The sequence below is a fragment of the Paraburkholderia sp. D1E genome, assembly GCF_052682275.1.
Window position 1 is genome coordinate 9,184,384 of sequence record NZ_JBQYMB010000001.1, and the last position, 19,345, is coordinate 9,203,728.

Sequence of the window (19,345 nt, forward strand, 5' to 3'; positions counted from 1 at the left end):
GCCGCGCTCACACCAATTACGTAAATTCACGAAACCTCACCTTTCGAATTGTCTGCGTCATTGTTGAGCGCGATCGGTTTCTGCGAAATGCCGTCTGCCTTTTGCGGGACGGTATTTTCTGCCACGAGCGACGTCGGGAATCCCACGTTGTTGTTTTCTCCCTTTGTCCATTCGATTGGCAACGTCACGATGTAACCCTGGACATCCGACAACTTCTCGGCGGCTCCCTTGGTGTGCTGCGGTCCAGTCCAGAATGCCGCATCAAAAGGCATCGGGCCATTCTGCCTGCGGTTTACCGTGTCCCATCGTGGCCAGATGGAGGCAGGTTCAGAACTCGCAGGGCCAGTCACGGTTCTATTGCGCGGAATGAAATCAAAAGCCGCTTCATAAAGGTCGCGATTCTTATTTGCTACGGTCTGAATAGCCTTCCAACTCGCGGGATTACCTGGCTGGTCGATCGCAATCTGAAGTGACGAAGCGGGTCGCACGCCGCCCGTGATTCCGAATATCTTCGACCAGACATCCCGTCGCAATTTGCGAGCAAAATCACGAGTGACTTTAACGCTGCCCGTGCCCTCGATATCGTGTCGATGCGTCGCCGTGTCAGACACAAGCATAGCGATCTCAGAGTCCCGCGAGCCCAGCATGCTTCGATCGTTGATATTCGCACTTCCAACAAGCGCAAACAGGTCATCAACGATCATCATTTTCGTGTGAATGTAAATTTGCTCGGTGATGTAGCGATCGCCTACTTTCGCCCAGTTGCGCAGGTTGAGCAGCGTCACGTACTCGTCGCAAGCTGAGATATCGATATCCTTGTATCGCACATCTTTCGCGTCGCTCAGGACTTTCTGCCAAGTGGGATCCTTCTTATCTTTTAACGCTCTCGCCTTGAGAAATCTACGAATCCTGTTTAGCAGGCTGAAAGAACCAAACACCAGTGACTGCATCGTCCAATGGACCTGCGCCACAATGTTTTCGTTGTTCAACAAACCCTCAGGATGTACCGGAAGCGTAATAATGACATGGAAGTGCTGCTTCGGACCTGCCATGATTGCCTTGCCTATCCGCTCGCCCAGCAGCTCGCAGATAAAATTCTTGGGGGCCTCGTCCGGGTGCGTCGAGATGGCGTGCGTGCTCATTTCACCGGTGCCGAAGCCCTTGATTTTTTCCGCTGGACCTGACAACGGACCTTCTGCAGGGATATTCGGAGCCAGTGAATCCGGATCCGTTTGCGCTGAGCCAAATCCCGACACGAAAAACTGATTCTCGATATAGATGAACGACATCGCCTTTGCAATCAGATTCCGCATAGCAATTGCGATATCGCACTGTTTTAGACCAGGCGCGGCTACCCCCTTCTTGGCAGCCGGATCCAGTTTTTCGTACTCAGCCTTGCGCATACCTAGCGGCGCACTTCTCAAGACCTGAACACCGCATTTATCCAAGTTTGCGTCCGGAGCAGGTGTCTGCGGCAAAGGCAGAACTTCCGTCCCACCTTCGCTATTCCAGCGCATGACGAAATTGCGGGCGACGTCAGAGGCAGAAGGACCGTCAACGCGCAAATGCACATCCTGCCAAGGCATTCTCGGTTGCGTCTTCTCGTTCAACGTACTGTAATCCAACTGCAAACCCGCAGGACGTCTGACTCTGGACCAGTACGGCGTTTCGTCGCCGTACGCAACCTGAAAAGCACCAGCCTGAATTTTTGCTATGACGTCACTGTGATTGGACGAAATCAGTCCGCCAAATGTTGGATGGTCATCGTACGCACCGGTTAGCAGATCGGGATCGACTACCTTGTCTTTGGAAACCTGACCCGCGTGCTTGACACAACCGTTATAGCGATTCAGTGCTTCTCGGCCTTTGTCGTTCGCGATGAGACTGTAACGTGCATCGTCGAACCGGCCGTAGCAGAGATCCATGCCCCCCACATAGCCGATCTTTTCATCGACAATTACGGTCTTCTGATGGTGGCTGAAGAACCCACTGTCTTCGTCGGCAAGCGATGACGCCAGTGTCACCCATACACACTTGCGACCGGCGAGATCGTTGATTGCTTCCAGGACCGATTTCGTTTGACCGTCATACGTCTGGATCGGCGGTGAATGTTTCCACGGCATCACATACACCTTGAGCTGTGGGTTCTTCTGCACCGCCAGCAACAGAAGATTGAACAGGCGCAAGCCCGGCTTAAGCTCCGCGTCCCAGTTAACCTGCCACCCAGTGATATAGACCGAGTGGCTCGCACCCATTACCGAGGCCCATAGGTCTTCGAAATACGCCTCTCCCGTTGTGAACGGCGTAACCTGGTTTCCGTACCGAGGTGACGAAAAAACGTTGTATCCCCCTACCCAGATGTTTTCGGTCGAAACAGCCTGATACGGCACGCCGGTCTTATCGACAATCTGGTTGATGGTGATGGGGCTTCCGTCAAAGAGCTTGCCTGTCGGCGCCTCTCGCGCAATGGGTTCCTGCATCACGCGTCTCCCTTTAGTTTGCCCAGGATTGCACTGCCGCTATCGGCCTGAAGTTCCTGTTTTGCCCATTTCGTAAAACTCTGATCGATATCGTCCTGCTGAGCGACAAATGGCTGATCGCTATAGCCCATTGCATCGAGCGCTTCGTATAAACGGTCACGATCCGACCAATCATCCGATTCGCGGCTCAACGCCAACTGGCGCACTTGTCCTGGATACACAAGCCAGATCTGCCCCGGTGTGCTGTTGTACGCGTCATGCAACGTCTTTTGGTCAGCATCGGAGAGTGTCAGTTTTCCGTTCGTATCGCTCTTGCCTTGCAGAACAAAATCTGAGGACATTAGTGCTTCATCCGCGGTAGGCGCACTCACGATCCACCAATTGGTGTTGATATACGGATGCCCGCCCGGGCCGGCAGTATCGCTCAAAAGCATGTTAAAACGCACCGGCCCTTGCGTTTCCGGCTGCGGCCACTTCGGCATCGGAACGTTCATGCTCGCCGGGCCCGAGAACGCATGCTGGGTACCCTTCACGTCCACCTTTCCTGGTGCGTGGATTTCGATGTTGCCGCCAGACATTCGAATGTATGCCCCGCCAGAGGTCAGCAGGATTTCCTGTTTCGCTATCACCTGAAGCGAGTCTGTCGCCGAAAGCAATTTCAGCGTTTTCTGAGCGGTCAGTTCGATGTTGTCGGCGTGCGCCTGAATCTCGACCTTGCCCTTCGCGGCAAACAATTTCATGCCGGCATTCTGCACAAACAGACTGATTTTCTCAGTCACACCTGCGATGAACGATTTGCCCGTTGCGATGTGCGTGCTTTGCCCGCTTACGAGGTTGATGTGTTGGCTTGCGGATATCTGCATGGATTTCTGCGTCGACATCGCGATCCCCGCCGGGCTGCCAAACAGCATGACCGGTTCCTTGAACGCGTTTGCATTGCCGGCACCGCCACCTGCTGTGTTGCCACCGCTGCCTGTCGCGCCTGCCACGCTGTTTTGCGTTGCGTCGGTGAAAGTCTTCAAGGAATCTTGACCGTCCTTGAGACTTTCAGCCTGATGCGTTTCGCTTGCCTGCGATAGCGCTTCGATCACACCTTCCGAATTCACGAGCTGACCGCTTGCAGCGCGTACGTCGAGCGGCTGGCTCGACGCACCCGTGTTCGGATGCGTCGACACATACAACCCCTGCCCCGCTCTGAGCGCGCCATACGCATCCGACTTCAGATCGAAACCGCTGCCCAGATACGACTCACGCGAATTGCCCGTTTGTGAAATCAGATACCCCAGATGCAACTGCGCATTCGTGCTGCTGCTATAAAGCTGCAGTCGATTCTGCCCCGTCGCATCATCCATCACCATCTGATTAAACCCGCTGCCCTGATACTCCTTCGACTTGTACCCCGACAGAATCCCGTTCGAATGCCAGTCCGGCTTCGTCGCGCCGTTGTAGACGCGCCCTGTTACCAGAGGTTTGTCGCAATCGCCGCCCGCCCAGTCGATCAGCACCTCTTCACCGATACGCGGTGTGTGCACCGCGCCATAACTTCCGCCCGTATCGGACTGCGCGACACGCACCCAGCACGATGCATTCTCGTCGCCGGCATTGAGCCGGTCCCAATGCATCCGGACCTTGATACGATTGAATTCGTCGGTGTACACCTCTTCGTTTTGCGGGCCGACGACCGTCACCGTTTGCAAGCGCATGGTCGGCTTGTGATGCTCGAACGGGCTGCGGAACGGCACCGTCTTGCGCTGCGCCTCCACGCTCGCCATGAAGAAGCCTTCGCTGCCGTCGCTACCTTTGATCGTCAGTACTGCATTATCGGCACTGTGCTCTGAGCGGGCCCCGGCGATGACGGCTTTCAGGCTGTGCGGAAAATCCGTAGTGCCCGACGACACGGGCAGGTTGTTCTCGATCACCCACTCGACGCCGATCACCGCAAACTGCCGCTCCTGTTCGCCACCGGTGCTGTGGTGCGGATGATCGTCCATCTCGAACCAGCGACCCGCATCCAGGCGGCGCACTGCACCGACACCGTGAAAACGCTTCGCGCGCGACTCCCACTCTTCCATCCGGATCTTCGAGAGCTGGTCGCCGCGATCCTGTTTTCCGTACGTGTACGCGCCGGAGTATTCGTAGACTTCCGCCTGCTGAGGCAGATCGCCCTGCGTCGTGAGCGTCGGCACCGATGTGCCCTTCGGATTGTTCGACGCCGACGGCGACTTGTAATCGAACGTACGGGTGCTCAGCGTGGTGCTTTGCAACGTACGCGTGCCGCTCCACTGCACGAGCGCATCCGTTTCGCTGCTCGTTCCCGAGCGGTAGAAATTCACCGTTTGCGGGGAAAACGGCTGCAGGGAAGCAATATCATCGACGATAACCAGCGTGTGCGATTTGCCGTCGGCGGCCTGTTCAAAATAGCCGAACAGCCCTTCGGTTTCCATCAGCCGGTGACAGAAATTCCAGTCATCCTCGTATTGAACGCAGAAAGAGCGCTGCGGCAACGGATTACGCAATTCAAAGCGGAATGCGCCCTGCGCCTGGGGGTGCTGATTAAATACGTCGGTGAGAATTTCATCGGTGGCTTTATCCTGCCAGATGCGTGCATCTTTTCGGAATCGCAGAAAATGCATCCACGATACAAAACCGATCTGGTAACTGGTCAAGGCGCTATCGGAACCTAAACGCCGCGCGGTATGCACATAACCGTGATGCGGCGCATACGACTGGTCGGTTTGCTGGATCCACAGGGTGACGGGCTGGGCGATCAGCGTTTTTAATTCGATGTTCGCGTTGGTGGAAACCGCGTCGAGCGTGAATTCGAAGTGACGGCCCAAGCGCGTATGACCCGTCAGCCGTTGAGGCAGCAGGACGTTGGCGCCGAGCGGCGTATCGAGTTTCAGCAGCCGGTCGCTTTGCAAAGGCCCGCCGGTGATCGCTGCTATTAAGTCTTGCGCTCCCATACCGCCTCTTCTTTTGACACGCCCCGCGCGTAATGCGCAATTGTACAAAAGTCGGAAGAAACATCGGGATTTTAAGTTAGGACAAAAGTTAAATCGTGAAGCATTTTTGCGGCGATTATTTGGTTGATGGAAATTATTTCCACCCCTTTGCAATGCGCCCGCGCAGGAAAAGTAAAAAATACCCATTTCAGCGAGGCCCAGTGCATTGAATTTTATGCGCCATGGATTCATTGACGTCATTTTTAAGGCGGCTTGGGCGGCTCGACCGGTAGTTTGCACATCGTTCGACGGAGGCGAGGCCATGCACAATCGGTCCGACTGTCGGTGCTCAAGAGTCCGCGAACCGCCGAATCGCGCGCAATACGACGGACTCATCCGTCTGGTGGGCATTCTTATGAGCGTGAGAAACTGCCTTGACGCTCATGTGGTCAGTCCGCAGTTCAACACCTCCATAACCGACCATTAGTCGATACGATCTCATGGCGCGGAAGGCGATAACGCCGAAACCGCAATGACGCCCTACCTTTATAAGGCGCCGCTTGCCGATGGAAACCGCCAGATCGAATTTATAATCCGTTTGCCATCAGTCCGGAGAGTTATCGCATGCGTTTGTCTTTCACGAAAGGCTCCATCCTCGGAGCGATCCCACTGGCAACACTAGCTTTTTGCTTTCCTGCATGCGGCCAAACCGGCCAATCGCCGGAAGTCAAAGCGCTTGTTAAAAAATCGATTGCAGATATGGTCTTCGTGAAAGGTGGGACGTTCACGATGGGGGATTTCGGTCCACAAGTGACGCCAGAGAAACTCCCGTTCACGTCGCAGCAGGAAAACAAACCTGCTCATCCGGTGGCGCTCGATAGCTTTTCGATCGGCAAATACAAGGTCACTTACGCAGACCTCGATGTCTATGCGACCGCTACCGGCAAGTCCTCGTGGCCGCAAGACAAAGCGGATCGGCCATACAAGGCTGCCGATAACCCAGCCGGTGTTCCCTGGCAGATGGCCAAAGACTATTGCGGGTGGCTTGGCAAGCAAAGCGGCGCGCCTATCGATCTGCCCACGGAAGCCCAATGGGAATATGCTGCCCGCTCGGGGGGCAGGCCAGTGATTTTCGGAACGAATAACGGCAAGTACGAAGCAGATCACAACCTGCCATCAGTCGATACGGTCGAACAAAAGTACACGCCCGACACGGCCGTTTCCCAATACATTTATCCGATCGGTAAATATCCACCGAACGCCTTGGGCCTTTACGACATTGGTGTCGATGGACGTGACTGGGTCAACGATTGGTTCGCACCCGACTACTATGAGCATTCACCCGCTAAAAATCCCACTGGGCCTGCGAGCGGGACCATGAAAGTGATTCGGGGTGCGGAAGGTGACAACGCGGAGACCGCGATGACGGTTTACCGTTATAGGGCGCCGCCTGCCGGTTATGTCGTCAAGACCAAGGACGGCCGTACGCTGGGACCCACGGCCGTCACCTTGACCTTCCGTTGCGCGGTGCAGATGGCCGCCCCGCTCCGAGCGGCAAAGCTTTAGACCGTCCACTGCCCAGCCGCTTTATTGCCGTGGCTCCTTGTGGATCAATATACGATGCAGCGTTCGCGCCGGGTATGCCTGGCTTCACCCCGTCTCTGATAAGGCTCATTGCAATTGCAAACGGCTGAAACCGCCAGACCGAACTTATAATCCGTTTGCCCTCTGCCCGGAGATTTATCGCGTGCATTTGTCTTTCACGAAAGGCTCCATCCTCGGAGCGATCCCGCTGGCCATACTAGCTTTTTGCTTTCCTGCATGCAGCCAAACCGGCCAATCGCCCGAAGCCAAAGCGCTTGTTAAAAAATCGCTTGCCGATATGGTCTTCGTGAAGGGCGGCACCTTCAAGATGGGCGATTTCGGCCCAGAGGTATCACCGGAAAAGTTACCCTACACGTCGCAGGATGAAAACAAGCCGGTCCATCAGGTAACGCTTGATGGCTTTTCCATCGGCAAGTACAAGGTCACATACGCTGACTTCGACATTTACACAGCTGCCACAGGGAAGCCGTCATGGCCGCAGGACAAAATATCGCGCCCGTACAGAGTTCCGACGCATCCCGTCGGTGTGCCTTGGCAGATGGCGAAGGATTACTGTCAATGGTTGGGTAAAGAGAGCAACTTACCCGTCGATCTGCCCACCGAAGCGCAGTGGGAATATGCCGCCCGCTCAGGTGGTAAGCCGGTTGTCTTTGCAACTGACAACGGCAAATACGAGCCCGATCGCAATTTCCCGAGCGCCGGTACGATCGCAGACAAACTCGCACCGGGCGTCGGAATTGTCCAGAGGTATCTGTATCCCGTTGGAAAGTACCCGGCAAATCCGCTCGGACTGTTCGATATGGGATTTGACGGACGCGACTGGATGAACGACTGGTTCAGTGCCGATTACTACGCGAAGGCGCCGGCCAAAAATCCCCAGGGACCCGCGTCGGGTACGAAGAAGGTGATCCGCGGAGCCGAAGGCGGTAACGATGAAACCGCAATGACGATGTATCGCTACGGTACGGAGCCAGCGGGACATCCGATCCCCGTGAACGGCGGAATGACCATACCGTCAGCCTTTATCACCCTCACGTTCCGCTGCGAGCTTCAAAGCCCTCAGCCGCAATAGCGGCCTCGCGACGTCATTCCACCCGCACATCCGGCACGTTCTGATAGAGAGGGTGGGGTGCCCGCGGCAACCTGTGGCGCCATACAGGCCAAGGTCCTTGCGCTTTTCATCGCGATAATGTCCTGCGCACCCATACCGCTTCCTATTTATGCAATTTTTGCCCCAATGCGCCGTTCTCCTAATCGGCCACCAATACAGGCTTGCGATGTTCCTTCTCCAGCTTTCTAGGTAAGCTGACCATCACGAGATAGATGCGGACGAGCAGGCCAACAAACCAAAGCGACACTGGCATACCCAACACCGCCAAAGCGAACAACACGCCGTTTGTCCCAAAGTTTGACGACAGTAGTCGGCCGAGTATCAGATAGAACGGCGCGATACCGAAGGCGATATAAGAATAGATTTTTGGAAACGGCGAGCGCTCTTTATTGAGCCGCTCGAACAGTGCCATTCCGGCTTGGGTTCGATAACGAAAGTCAGATGCGTTCTCTTCGAAGGCCCGGTTGACGAAAGAGGTTTTCGTGATCGTATGCGTCACCGTTTTCCTCGACATGACTACCCAGTACAGCGTCAATGCAACCCCACCCAGTAGTCCCGGCCAACGCAAAACGGGTGACATTGGTGCAAACACGAAGTAGTAGAAGTAGGCAAATATGCCAAAGAAGAAATACGTGGCAAACGTCGTAATCGATAGTATCAGCCCGCATACCCACAGCAGATCCGAACGGCGGTACATTATCGAGATGGCGAATGGTACGAAGAAGCAAACCAGCGTAACAAGTAGTCCGATTTTCCATGGCCATCCCGATACTGCAAGATCGTCAGCATATGCCGCGTACGACACGCCGGCGCCCAGTAAAGGCAACAACAAATTCGCCGGTGCGGCTTTCTTCGTCATCTCCCAGATCGGGTCTTTCCGTTCTACTGGCAACATCGTGGGCGGCTTTGATTTCGGCATCGAGGGTCTCATTCCGGTGGAGGCGCTGGCACGACATGTACTTCACCCGATAGGCATCGTGGTCTTCGAGTATTCACTGTTCCAGGTATTTGGCCGCCGCATGTTCGGTAGACTTGCTGCGATTGAAGCCTAACCAATCAGAACGACGGATTTGCCCTACGAACACTCAAGCGTCAATGGCAGATGAATCATCAGCAGGCGTTGCTTTACCAGCGGTCCGGCGACCCAAAGTGAGACAGGAAACATGATGATGGCACCGAGGTCTAGCTTCGCCTTCTCCGTTGCGCCGTACAGAAATCCGATCACTCTCTAAGTGACAAAGCTTTAAGTCAGCTACATGTCCGGTACTGCGGATACAGGAGATCAGTATCCACGGTGGTTTTTCGATAGAGTCGTACGCCTGACTTTGCCCCCTCCAAAACAAAAGTTGTTGCAATTGCAAACACTGGAAATCGCCCAATTGAACTTATAATCTATTTGCCATCAGTCCGGAGATTTATCGCATGCGTTTGTCTTTCACGAAAGGCTCCATCCTCGGAGCGATCCCGCTGGCCATACTAGCTTTTTGCCTTCCTGCATGCAGCCAAACTGGCCAATCGCCCGAAGTCAAAGCGCTTGTTAAAAAATCGCTTGCCGATATGGTCTTCGTGAAGGGCGGAACCTTCAAGATGGGCGATTTCGGCCCAGAGACGTCACCGGAGAAGCTACCCTACACGTCGCAGGATGAAAACAAGCCGGCCCATCAGGTGATGCTCGACAGCTTTTCGATCAGCAAGTACAAGGTTACATACGCTGACTTCGACATTTACACAGCTGCCACAGGGAAGCCGTCATGGCCGCAGGACAAAATACCGCGCTCGTACAGAGTTCCGACGCATCCCGTCGGTGTGCCGTGGCAGATGGCGAAGGATTACTGTCAATGGTTGGGTAAAGAGAGCAACTTACCCGTCGATCTGCCCACCGAAGCGCAGTGGGAATATGCCGCCCGCTCAGGTGGCAAGCCCGTTGTTTTTGCAACTGACAACGGCAAATACGAGCCCGATCGCAACCTCCCCAGCGCTGACACGATCGCAGACAAACTTGCTCCGCACGTTGGACTTGTCCAGATGTATCTGTATCCGGTCGGCAAATATCCGGCAAATCCGCTCGGGCTGTTCGATATGGGATTTGACGGACGCGACTGGGTGAGTGACTGGTTCAGTGCCGACTACTACGCGAACTCACCGGCGAAAAATCCCCTGGGGCCCGCGTCGGGTACGAAGAAGGTGATCCGCGGAGCCGAAGGCGACAACGCTGAAACCGCAATGACGATGTATCGCTACCGTACGGAGCCAGCGGGACATCTGATTCCCGAAAACGGCGGAAAGACCATACCGTCGTTCTTTATGATCTATACATTCCGTTGCGCGCTGGAAAGCTCACGGCCGCAATAGTGGCCTCCCAAGGTCATCCCACCCGCACATCCCGCATGTTTTGATAAAACGGGTGGGTGCCTGCCGCCATCTGGAACCCGTACGCGTGGGAATCAACGGGCGAGACCGCATAACCGGGAGTCGGTTCGGTCTTGAGCATCGCGGTCAGGCTGTCGTAATAATTGTCCATCTCCTGGGCGTCTGGAGTTGGAGCGCCCGTCAGCGACATCTGGAGAAATTCCCTGAGGTGCTGTCGGCGTGTGACTAGGTCACCTTTCTCTCCATTGGCGTCTATGTGCTGCACAACGTTGGCAAGATCGTGCTTGGTGTGGGACCATTGCAGGATCTGTTTGACGGCGTCTTTGCGGCGACCGTAATAGCGACCAAACGTGTGATTTGCCGGGTCGAGCCCGTCGGTGACAGCCCAGTGACGGGTCAGCTGATAGATCATAATGCCCTTGGCCTCCGGCGTTGCATATTGAAGCATCCAGGGATTGCTTAGCACGCGGTTCATCAGCTGAACGCGCGCGGCTTCCTCCTCGTATGCGGCGACTAGCCGGAGGTACCAAGACTCAATTTCGAACAAGTCTTGGTCGACTGTCGAGCTTAGATCTTTCAGCCCCTGGATGACCATCACCTGGATATGCGTGAACGCACTGAACGCAGCATTGTCGACAAACTTCAGCCGCTGGAAATTCGCGTGATATAGCTGATAAAAGAACCACTTGAAGAACTCGGCGATGCGTAACGCATCCACCGACACTTCGATATCGCCCTTGACGCCTAGCCCCAAGCACAGTCCTGCCTTCGCCTTGATCCGGAAACGTCCCGCCGCGTAGCTGATATCGAGCATACAGGTCAAGCCCGCGCCCGCCATCGCAGTGACCGTATCGCCCACCTTGGCGAATGGTTTGTATTTGCCGCTAGGGCCCTTCTCTGCGGGCTCCATCCACTCAAGTGCTCCTTCAAGCGACAAGTCCGCACGTGCGCCGGCAAACACGTCGAGATCGGCATTCGCATTTGGATCGACCGGCTTGCCGCCCACCTTGATTTCGCGTTGCTTGGTGGTCGGGTTATCGACTGCGGCGCCGTACAGGCCCAGGTCCTTCCGCTTTTCGTCGCGATAGTCGACCACGACACCCAGTTGCGCGACCACGCTCGCACCGACCATCCCCGACAGCCCAAGTTCGCCTTTAAAACGGACTGCACCGAGCGGATAGGGCTTGCCGTTATCGCCATCCAGACTCCACATCCAGCCGGCGATGTCCGGATAATAGAAAGCACCGGACACCTTGCCCTCGGCAATGGCGAATTCGGCCTGCGCCGACGCCTTGATAGCCACGTGGCCCTTTTGCGGTGCCCACTCGGTGTCCAATCCCGCGCCGGCCAGATAGCGCATCAACTGCGCCTTGGCTTCGATACTGACGTTGTTGCCGAAGGCGGTCTGCTTGGGCTTCTCCGCCTTTTTCTTTTCGCCTTCACCACCCTCGCCGCGTTCAGCGGGTTCTTCCGCGCCAGCACTGTAAGTGAGATCCTTGTTCCACTCTTCGGCCCACGCGAAAAGCGTCCCCGTCACGTGTTTCTCGACGATCTCGGAGGAGACTTTCGTTTTTTCGTATAACTGCGACTTGATCTTGCTCTCGCGGTTAATCAATACGCCTTCTTTCAGCTTGTCGACGTCGATCTTGTACTTGCCGTTCGCATTCTTCTTGATGAAGCTTTTCGCACCGGTTTCTTTTTCTTCCTTGCGACCCTTCATGTCTTCGAAGGCGGCTGGGCCGAATTTATGCCAACCCGCCTTGATCTTGTTCGAGCGTACGTAATGCAGCTTGTACTTGGCAAATTTGACAGATTTCTTTCCGTCACCATCGATATGAATAGGGATCAACTCAACCATGGTGAGGTCTTTGCTATCCAGCTTGCTGAGCGGTTCCAGTTCCTTTTTTAGCGCCTTATGCGCGGTTTCGCGCTCTTTGAGCGCATTGTCGACGGCGGCCTTGTGCGACTCCCCGGCACGCGGATCGGACATGTGGTTCTGCACGTCCTCAGCGTATGCCTTCAGCACCACATCGAGCTTTTCATTGGCCTTGTGAAATTTGTCGACGCGGTCGTGCAGCAAATTGCATTCGCTTTGCAGACCGCTGACGTCCTCCGCCGGCACGAGAATGAATTCACCGGTCTCGGGCCGGAAGTAGAGCATGGGCGCCGGATCGTGCGGCACGTGCACGAGACTGTCGGGCGTCGTGTTAGTGGTGCCGTTGCCATCGGGTGCGTGGCTTGTGCTCGGAGCGTTCATGGATGTCGGTCTGCTTGAATGGGCAAAATGAATAGGCGCATCCACAGGACGCGCGTGTGCTCGTCGGCTAGAGTCAGGTGTCGAGAAACACTTTCAACGCGCTCGGTGTGCTCGTCATGATGCGCGAGGTCAGGCCTTGTTCATCGGTCATGCCCTCGAACACTTTGCCTTCCGCAGTCTCGACGCGGTAGCGCACGTAGGGAGCAGGGTCGCCGGTGTGCTTGTCGTGGATCTTGAACTGCTCGTTGTAGGGACCTTCGCCGGAGGGGAGTGCCGGTGGTTTGCTCGAAAGACTGGTCGGACCGGCGAAGGAATGGTCGCTGCCCTTGATATCGATTTTTCCAGGCGCATGGATTTCGATGTTTCCGTCTTTAATCCGGATGTACGCGCCGCCACTCGTCAAGAGGATGTCCTGTTTCGCTACCACCTCGACTTTCTCCGTCGCCGACAGCAACTTCAGGCTTTTTTGGGCGGTGACTTCAATGTTGTCAGACTGGGCCTGGATTTCGACTTTGCCCTTCGCCGCGAACAGTTTCATGCCGCCGTTCTGCACGAACAGACTGATTTTCTCCCCGACACTTGCCAGTAACGATTTGCCTGTCGCGATGTGCGTGCTCTGTCCGCTCACAAGGTTGATGTGCTGACCCGCTGCGATCTGAGCAGACTTCTGCGTCGACATCGCGATACCCGCCGGCGTCGCGAACAGCATGATCGGCTCTTTAAATGCGTTCGCGCTACCCGTACCGCCGCCAGCTGTGTTGCCCCCGCTGCTTGCGGCTCCTGTCACGCTGTTTTGCGTTGCGTCGGTGAAGGACTTCAGCGAGTCATGGCCGTCCTTGAGGCTTTCGGCCTGATGTGTTTCGCTCGCCTGGCTTAGCGACTCGATCACGCTTTCGGAATTGACCAGCTGGCTGCTCGCGTTTCGAACGTCGAGCGGCTGGCTCGATGCGCCCGTGGTCGGATGCGTCGATACGTATATGCCTTGTGCTGCGCGGACTGCGCCGTATGCATCCGATTTCAGATCGAAACCGCTGCCCAGGTATGCACCACGCGAGTTGCCGGTTTGCGCAATCAGATAACCCAGATGAAGCTGCGAGTTCGCGCTGCTGCTGTACATCTGCACGCGGTTCTGGCCGGTCGCATCGTCCATCACCATCTGGTTGTAGCCGCTGCCCTGATATTCCTTCGACTTGTAGCCAGACAGGATCCCGTTCGAATGCCAGTCGGGTGTCTTCGCGCCGTTGTAGACGCGCCCGGTGACGATCGGCTTGTCGCAGTCGCCATCGAGGAACGAGACGACGACCTCTTCGCCGATGCGCGGTACGTGCACGCCGCCGTGTCCGCCACCGGCATTCGATTGGGATACACGCATCCAGCATGATGCGTTTTCGTCGCCAGGATTCAGGCGGTCCCAGTGCATCTGGACTTTGACCCGGTTCAATGAATCCGTGAAGACCTCTTCGTTCTGCGGCCCGACCACGGTCGCGGTCTGCATGTTCATTTCTGGCTTGTGATGCTCGAACGGACTGCGGAACGAAATGGCCTTGCGTTGCGCTTCGACGGTCGCCATGAAGAAGCCTTCGCTGCCGTCTGCGGCCTTGCTGACCAGTGTCTGATTTGCGCCCTGTGCGGCGCGAGCCGCGGCCACGGCTGCGTTCAGGCTGTGCGGGAAGTCCGTCGTGCCGCCAGAGACGGGCAGGTTGTTTTCTACAACCCAGTTCACGGCGATCACCGCGAACTGCCGGTCCTGCTGGCTACCTGTGCTGTGGTCTGAGTGGTCGACGAGTTCGAACCAGCGGCCCGTATCGATGCGGCGTACCGCACCTACACCGTGGAAACGCTTTGCACGCGACTCCCACTCTTCCATCCGCACTTTCGCGAGCTGGTCGCCGCGATCCTGCTTGCCGTACGTGTACGCGCCCGTGTACTCGTACACCTCGGCCTGTTGCGGCAGGTCGCCCTGCGTGCCCAGCGTCGGAATCGTCGTGCCCTTCGGGTTCGCGGATGATGACGGCGCCTTGTAGTCGAACGTGCGGGTGGTGAGCGTCGTGCTCTGCAGCGTGCGTGTGCCGCTCCACTGCACGAAGGCATCGGTCTCGCTGTTGGTGCCCGAGCGGTAGAAATCCACCGTTTGCGGCGATAGCGGCTGCAGGCTGGCGATATCGTCGGTGATCACCAGTGTGTGCGATTTGCCGTCGGTGGCCTGCTCGAAGTAACCGAACAGTCCTTCCGTTTCCATCAGCCGGTGGCAGAAATTCCAGTCGTCTTCGTACTGGACGCAGAACGAGCGCTGCGGCAGCGTATTACGCAAGGCAAAGCGGAATGCCCCCTGCGCCTGGGGATGCATATTGAATACATCGGTGAGAATTTCATCAGCCGGTTTATCCTGCCAGATGCGTGCATCTTTTCTGAAACGCAGAAAATGCATCCACGACACAAAGCCGATCTGATAGCTGGTTATGGCACTGTCGGAGCCCAGACGGCGGGCGGTGTGGACATAGCCATGGTGCGGGGCGTAGGACTGGTCGGTTTGCTGCATCCACAGCGTGACGGGCTGGGCAATCAGCGTCTTGAGCTCGATACCGTCGTTGGTTGAGACGGCGTCGAGCGTGAATTCGTAATCTCGCCCGAGCCGCGACTGACCCACCAGCCTTTGTGGCAGAAGGACATTGGCGCCCAATGGCGTGTCCAGTTTAAGCAGGCGGTCGCTTTGCGTCAGCCCCCCTTTGATTGCCGCGATAATGTCCTGCGCGCCCATACCGCCTCTTATTTATGCAATTTGCGCCCCCGCGCTATCGCGCGATAATACAAAACATTACGGACTTATTGCAATCGCATATTCAAAAACAAATGTTAAATCGGAATTTGTTTCGGTTTGATTCGAGGTGCATATGGATTCGGTAAAAATAACATGCGCGCCCATAAATGCTGCAGCAAAAATACTTCTTGGCTATTTAGGGCGTCTCGCTGCGGGTTAAACCGGCGACAGAGGCACGGGTTAATCGTTAGGCGTCGACGGACATCGTCTGCTGCGAGGACACCAGTTTCGGTGGCGGATGGCAGCCGCAGATACATAGGTCGTCGCTCAACGCGGCATGGCGTCCGTCCGGCGCGGTCATGACCTGGCGTGGCCCGTCGCACTGGATTTTTCCCGTTGTGTTGCAAGCGGGGCACGCGACCGGATCCCCTTCATGGGCGACGTCTTTATCGCTCAATTGAATAGTGGTCGGCACGGCCTGAACGACGCCGTTAGCTGTCGTCTTGTCGCCGTTTAGAATCAAATATCGTTTCATGGTACTCCCGCGCTTAAGGTTTTTCGCACATTTAATCCGGCTTCGCGACCCGCTATATTGACCGCCTAGCCATCTAGTTAATTCCCAAACTTCAAGATGTTGCCACCGACGAGGCTAACCTTGTCCGCGCTCGATACGAAATACTGCTTTCCGCAACCTTGAACTGAGGTGTACCGCAACACCTTCGAACACAACTTCGATGCGGTCGCCTTTGAAGACAAGTCGACAGGTCACGACACCCCCTGTTTTCAGCGCCCCTCTTTGTCTTGGCGAAGAAGAGCCCACTCCACGTAGTGCACCTTGCCCGCGCCTGACCAGTCCTTTATCACCAGATCTGGCATGACCGTACCCTTGACAACATGTACCTGATGTTCCGGATGGCCCGTCGCTTGCCAATGCCCAGTGGCCGGGCATACCTCACCTGCTCTCACCGCCGGGATGGCGGGGTCCGGTTCAATGTAGGGCGCGGCCCCCGGCGCAGTCACGAAGTATTCGAACTCGTCGGGAATCAAACCGTCCGTGTAGCGATCATCCTTCCATAGGAGGCACCAGCTCACATCGATGTCTTCGGCGTAACCTCGACTCTCGTTAAAAGGTCCCGTCATGCGGGGCGCGCGCGTACCTTGAACAAGGTAGTTAAAGCAGCCCGCATTCTCGCTGAGGGTGGCGCCTACCGGGATAAGGCCAAGCACTTTCCCGCGGGTGATCGTGAGCGGTTCCCATATGCCATCGACGGGTACGGTATCACCCGTGCGGATCACGACGCCGGTCGGCTGCGGCACGGGCGGCAATGGCTCGGGAAAAACGGGAAAGCCGAGCTGATAGAAGCGAAAAACGTACGCCTCAGGATTGAGCAGCGCGCCGGCCGCCGTGAATTGAGCGGTCGAATCGTCACCCGCAGGCACCTCACAGGCAGCGCGCTCACCCAGATATTCGCTTGCGCGCATAAGCACATTCACCGCTTCAACCTTGGGCGGATAGGGCACCTCTTGGACGCCGCGCTCCCAATAGTCCCCGTCCGGATACAGGTAGGTTGCGACCACCTGATAGTCCGTTAGCGCCTGGTCGAACGCTTCCCCTTGGCGCCAGACGAAACGGTAACCCCGCCGCAGTTCGTCCAAACCCTTGTTGTAGGCGGCGAGGATGCCATAAATGCGCGGAAGGTTATCCGCGGGCATTTGTTCATGCTGGCTGGAAGGCCAAGTCTTGACCGCATTTTCATACTCGCGCGTGAAGATTTCCCAGTCGTCGCGCTTCTTTGCCCAGAGGCTGTAGCTCGTCAATCTCTTCAGGAGCCAGAAAACCTGACGGCGCGTCGCTTCGTCGCGCATGCTGAACAACTTCATTGTGGTCCCGTCGTCCGTTACCGGTCGTATTTTGGGGACTAGCGTGAACGGCGTCCAGCGAGCCGTAATGACACCGCCGCGCGCTACGCTTCCGTGGACATCATTTGTTGCGAAGCGACCAACCGAGGCGGCGGTTGACACCCGCAAATACATAGGTCGTCACTTAATGCTGCATGCCGTCCGTCCGGGGCGGTCATGATCTGGCGTGGTCCGTCGCACTGAATTTTCCCAGTTGTCTTGCAAGCCGGGCACGCAACTGGATCCCCTTCATGGGCGACGTCTTTATCACTCAATTGGATGGAGGTGGGGACGGCCTGAACGACGCCGTTAGCTGTCGTCTTGTCGTCGTTCAGAATCAGAAATCGTTTCATTGTGTCCCCAAGGCTTATAGCAAGAGCTCGAAATTCCAAAGGTGCTCATGCGCTTTTCACTAACGACGATACGCGACGATTCCAGCCCAGTCTATTGCCCTTCCAAGTACCCAATAGATTTGCATCGCTGCTCGCATTTGAGCAAGTGAACCGCAACCAGAATATTCCAGCCTTAGACTAAGATTTTTTGGCCAGACGCCACGTGACCCAATGCGCCGTTCGTTCACCTAGGTTGTCCATGACCAAAAAATCCGGCATGGACGTGCCCTGTTCAATGTACACCGTCTCGCCTCCGTATTCCTCCGTGCGCCATTCGCCCGAGACTGGGCAAATCTCGCCGGTGCGGATGGGTTCCACGGGCACGTGATTCATCTGCTCCGTTGGTTTGACCGCATTGAGGAAGTATTGCGATTCGTTTGGAAGGACGCCATTCTCGTAGCGAGTGTCCTCCCACAGCAAGCGCCAATGCGTCGGTTTGGCCGTTACATTGAACGTGGCGCGGTCAAAGTTTAAGAGATTGGGCGCTTTCGTATCTGTCACGAAATAGTTGAAACAGCCGTTATTCCCGAACAGTTTTGCGCCGAGCGGTATGACTCCGAGTACGCGGCTTTGTTCGATAGTGACGGGTTCCCAGATGCCATCGCACGGAACCGTCTGGCCAGACTGGATTGCCGGTCCGGGCGCATTCGGAACTTCGGGTAGTACCTCGGGGAAAGTTGGGTACGCGAGCTCATAGAACGTATGGCTGTACTTCTCGCGGCTCAACAACGCCCAAGGTGACGTCAGTTGCGCGAAGTTGTCGTCCGTGCCCCATACTTCCAGTGGTGCGTGCTCCATCTGATATTCGGACGCGCGCATCAACCTGGCGAGCGCATCGACCTTGGGCGGGTAAGGCTCAATCTGACCACCGCGCTCCCAGTATTTCGGGTTCCTGTAGAAATAGCTGGCCAGATAATTGAATCGATTGACCACGCGTTCGAGTGCCTGACCTTTGCGCCAGACATAACGGTGGCCGCGCGCGAGTTCGTCGAGCCCCTTGTCGTAAAAACTCAGGATTTCATAGATGGTCTTAAGGTGGTCCGCCTCCATCGCTTCCGGATCGGTCGACGGCCATGTTTTGACTGCCGTTTCGTATGCGGAGGCAAAGACCTTGAACGCATTTTGTTTTGCTTTCCAAAGCGACAAGCTGGTCAGGCGCTGAAGCAACCAGAAAATCTCGCGCCGCGTGACGTCATCTTGCATGTTGTATTGATTCACGCCGCTTCGCTATGCTTCCGTGGACATCATTTGCTGCGAAGCCACCAATCGAGGTGGCGGATGGCACCCGCAAATACATAGGTCCTCACTTAGTGCTGCATGCCTTCCGTCCAGAGCGGTCATGATCTGACGCGGCCCGTCGCGCTGGATTTTCCCTAACGTATTACAGGCCGGACACGCGACCTCGTCGCCTTCATGAGCAAAGTCTTTGTCGCTCAATTGGATCGGAGTCGGCGTCGCTCGAACGACTCCGTTAGCTGTCGTCTTGTCGTCGTTCAAAATTAGAAATCGTTTCACGGAGTCTCTTTGGCTT

The 19,345-nt window shown here is 56.1% G+C and carries 13 protein-coding genes; 3 read left to right on the top strand and 10 right to left on the bottom strand.

Annotation, left to right across the window (positions count from 1 at the left end; translation table 11 throughout):
• Positions 1–26: 26 nt before the first annotated feature.
• Together ACUN0E_RS41255 and ACUN0E_RS41260 are read right to left on the bottom strand one after the other, a co-directional pair.
• Positions 27–2,480, bottom strand: coding sequence for a phospholipase D-like domain-containing protein (locus ACUN0E_RS41255; RefSeq protein ID WP_445570172.1), 2,454 nt, complete (start codon positions 2,478–2,480; stop codon positions 27–29).
• Positions 2,480–5,443 carry a type VI secretion system Vgr family protein gene (locus ACUN0E_RS41260; RefSeq protein WP_445570173.1) on the bottom strand — a complete coding sequence of 988 codons (2,964 nt, stop codon included), beginning with the start codon at positions 5,441–5,443 and terminating at the stop codon, positions 2,480–2,482. Before ACUN0E_RS41260 ends, ACUN0E_RS41255 begins: the two co-directional genes overlap by 1 nt.
• A gap of 603 nt (positions 5,444–6,046) precedes the next feature.
• Here ACUN0E_RS41260 and ACUN0E_RS41265 point away from each other — a divergent pair.
• Positions 6,047–6,988 carry a formylglycine-generating enzyme family protein gene (locus ACUN0E_RS41265; protein WP_445570174.1) on the top strand — a complete coding sequence of 314 codons (942 nt, stop codon included), beginning with the start codon at positions 6,047–6,049 and terminating at the stop codon, positions 6,986–6,988.
• Positions 6,989–7,169: 181 nt separating this feature from the next.
• Positions 7,170–8,099, top strand: a complete 930-nt coding sequence (locus ACUN0E_RS41270) for a formylglycine-generating enzyme family protein (RefSeq protein WP_445570175.1) — start codon at positions 7,170–7,172, stop codon at positions 8,097–8,099.
• 178 nt (positions 8,100–8,277) lie between these two features.
• Here ACUN0E_RS41270 and ACUN0E_RS41275 read toward each other — a convergent pair whose 3' ends face one another.
• Entirely contained in the window at positions 8,278–9,057 is a 780-nt protein-coding gene (locus tag ACUN0E_RS41275) for a hypothetical protein (RefSeq protein WP_445570176.1), read from the bottom strand.
• A 503-nt stretch (positions 9,058–9,560) separates the two neighbouring features.
• Between ACUN0E_RS41275 and ACUN0E_RS41280 the strand changes: the two genes are divergently transcribed.
• Positions 9,561–10,490 (top strand): formylglycine-generating enzyme family protein, encoded by a 930-nt coding sequence (locus ACUN0E_RS41280; protein WP_445570177.1) that lies wholly within the window; start codon positions 9,561–9,563, stop codon positions 10,488–10,490.
• A 13-nt stretch (positions 10,491–10,503) separates the two neighbouring features.
• Here ACUN0E_RS41280 and ACUN0E_RS41285 read toward each other — a convergent pair whose 3' ends face one another.
• From ACUN0E_RS41285 to ACUN0E_RS41315, 7 genes are all read right to left on the bottom strand, one after another.
• Positions 10,504–12,765 (bottom strand): hypothetical protein, encoded by a 2,262-nt coding sequence (locus tag ACUN0E_RS41285; RefSeq protein ID WP_445570178.1) that lies wholly within the window; start codon positions 12,763–12,765, stop codon positions 10,504–10,506.
• Between the two features lie 73 nt (positions 12,766–12,838).
• A complete protein-coding gene (locus ACUN0E_RS41290; protein WP_445570179.1) occupies positions 12,839–15,523 on the bottom strand; it encodes a type VI secretion system Vgr family protein in 2,685 nt (894 codons plus the stop codon).
• A 247-nt stretch (positions 15,524–15,770) separates the two neighbouring features.
• Positions 15,771–16,058, bottom strand: a complete 288-nt coding sequence (locus tag ACUN0E_RS41295; protein WP_408239344.1) for a PAAR domain-containing protein — start codon at positions 16,056–16,058, stop codon at positions 15,771–15,773.
• A 248-nt stretch (positions 16,059–16,306) separates the two neighbouring features.
• A complete protein-coding gene (locus tag ACUN0E_RS41300) occupies positions 16,307–17,404 on the bottom strand; it encodes an Imm72 family immunity protein (RefSeq protein WP_445570180.1) in 1,098 nt (365 codons plus the stop codon).
• Between the two features lie 83 nt (positions 17,405–17,487).
• Positions 17,488–17,775 (bottom strand): PAAR domain-containing protein, encoded by a 288-nt coding sequence (locus ACUN0E_RS41305; RefSeq protein WP_445570181.1) that lies wholly within the window; start codon positions 17,773–17,775, stop codon positions 17,488–17,490.
• Between the two features lie 177 nt (positions 17,776–17,952).
• Positions 17,953–19,017 carry an Imm72 family immunity protein gene (locus ACUN0E_RS41310; RefSeq protein ID WP_445570603.1) on the bottom strand — a complete coding sequence of 355 codons (1,065 nt, stop codon included), beginning with the start codon at positions 19,015–19,017 and terminating at the stop codon, positions 17,953–17,955.
• A 24-nt stretch (positions 19,018–19,041) separates the two neighbouring features.
• Positions 19,042–19,329: a PAAR domain-containing protein gene (locus tag ACUN0E_RS41315; protein WP_408239353.1), complete on the bottom strand. Its 288-nt coding sequence runs from the start codon at positions 19,327–19,329 to the stop codon at positions 19,042–19,044.
• Between the last annotated feature and the right edge of the window lie 16 nt (positions 19,330–19,345).

Excerpts from the sequence above, each read along its gene's own strand:
- ACUN0E_RS41300 (WP_445570180.1), bottom strand. The coding sequence starts at position 17,404 with ATGAAGTTGTTCAGCATGCGCGACGAAGCGACGCGCCGTCAGGTTTTC.
- ACUN0E_RS41310 (WP_445570603.1), bottom strand. The coding sequence starts at position 19,017 with ATGCAAGATGACGTCACGCGGCGCGAGATTTTCTGGTTGCTTCAGCGC.
- ACUN0E_RS41285 (WP_445570178.1), bottom strand. The coding sequence starts at position 12,765 with ATGAACGCTCCGAGCACAAGCCACGCACCCGATGGCAACGGCACCACT.
- ACUN0E_RS41290 (WP_445570179.1), bottom strand. The coding sequence starts at position 15,523 with ATGGGCGCGCAGGACATTATCGCGGCAATCAAAGGGGGGCTGACGCAA.
- ACUN0E_RS41265 (WP_445570174.1), top strand. The coding sequence starts at position 6,047 with ATGCGTTTGTCTTTCACGAAAGGCTCCATCCTCGGAGCGATCCCACTG.
- ACUN0E_RS41275 (WP_445570176.1), bottom strand. The coding sequence starts at position 9,057 with ATGCCGAAATCAAAGCCGCCCACGATGTTGCCAGTAGAACGGAAAGAC.
- ACUN0E_RS41280 (WP_445570177.1), top strand. The coding sequence starts at position 9,561 with ATGCGTTTGTCTTTCACGAAAGGCTCCATCCTCGGAGCGATCCCGCTG.
- ACUN0E_RS41260 (WP_445570173.1), bottom strand. The coding sequence starts at position 5,443 with ATGGGAGCGCAAGACTTAATAGCAGCGATCACCGGCGGGCCTTTGCAA.
- ACUN0E_RS41305 (WP_445570181.1), bottom strand. The coding sequence starts at position 17,775 with ATGAAACGATTTCTGATTCTGAACGACGACAAGACGACAGCTAACGGC.
- ACUN0E_RS41255 (WP_445570172.1), bottom strand. The coding sequence starts at position 2,480 with ATGCAGGAACCCATTGCGCGAGAGGCGCCGACAGGCAAGCTCTTTGAC.
- ACUN0E_RS41295 (WP_408239344.1), bottom strand. The coding sequence starts at position 16,058 with ATGAAACGATATTTGATTCTAAACGGCGACAAGACGACAGCTAACGGC.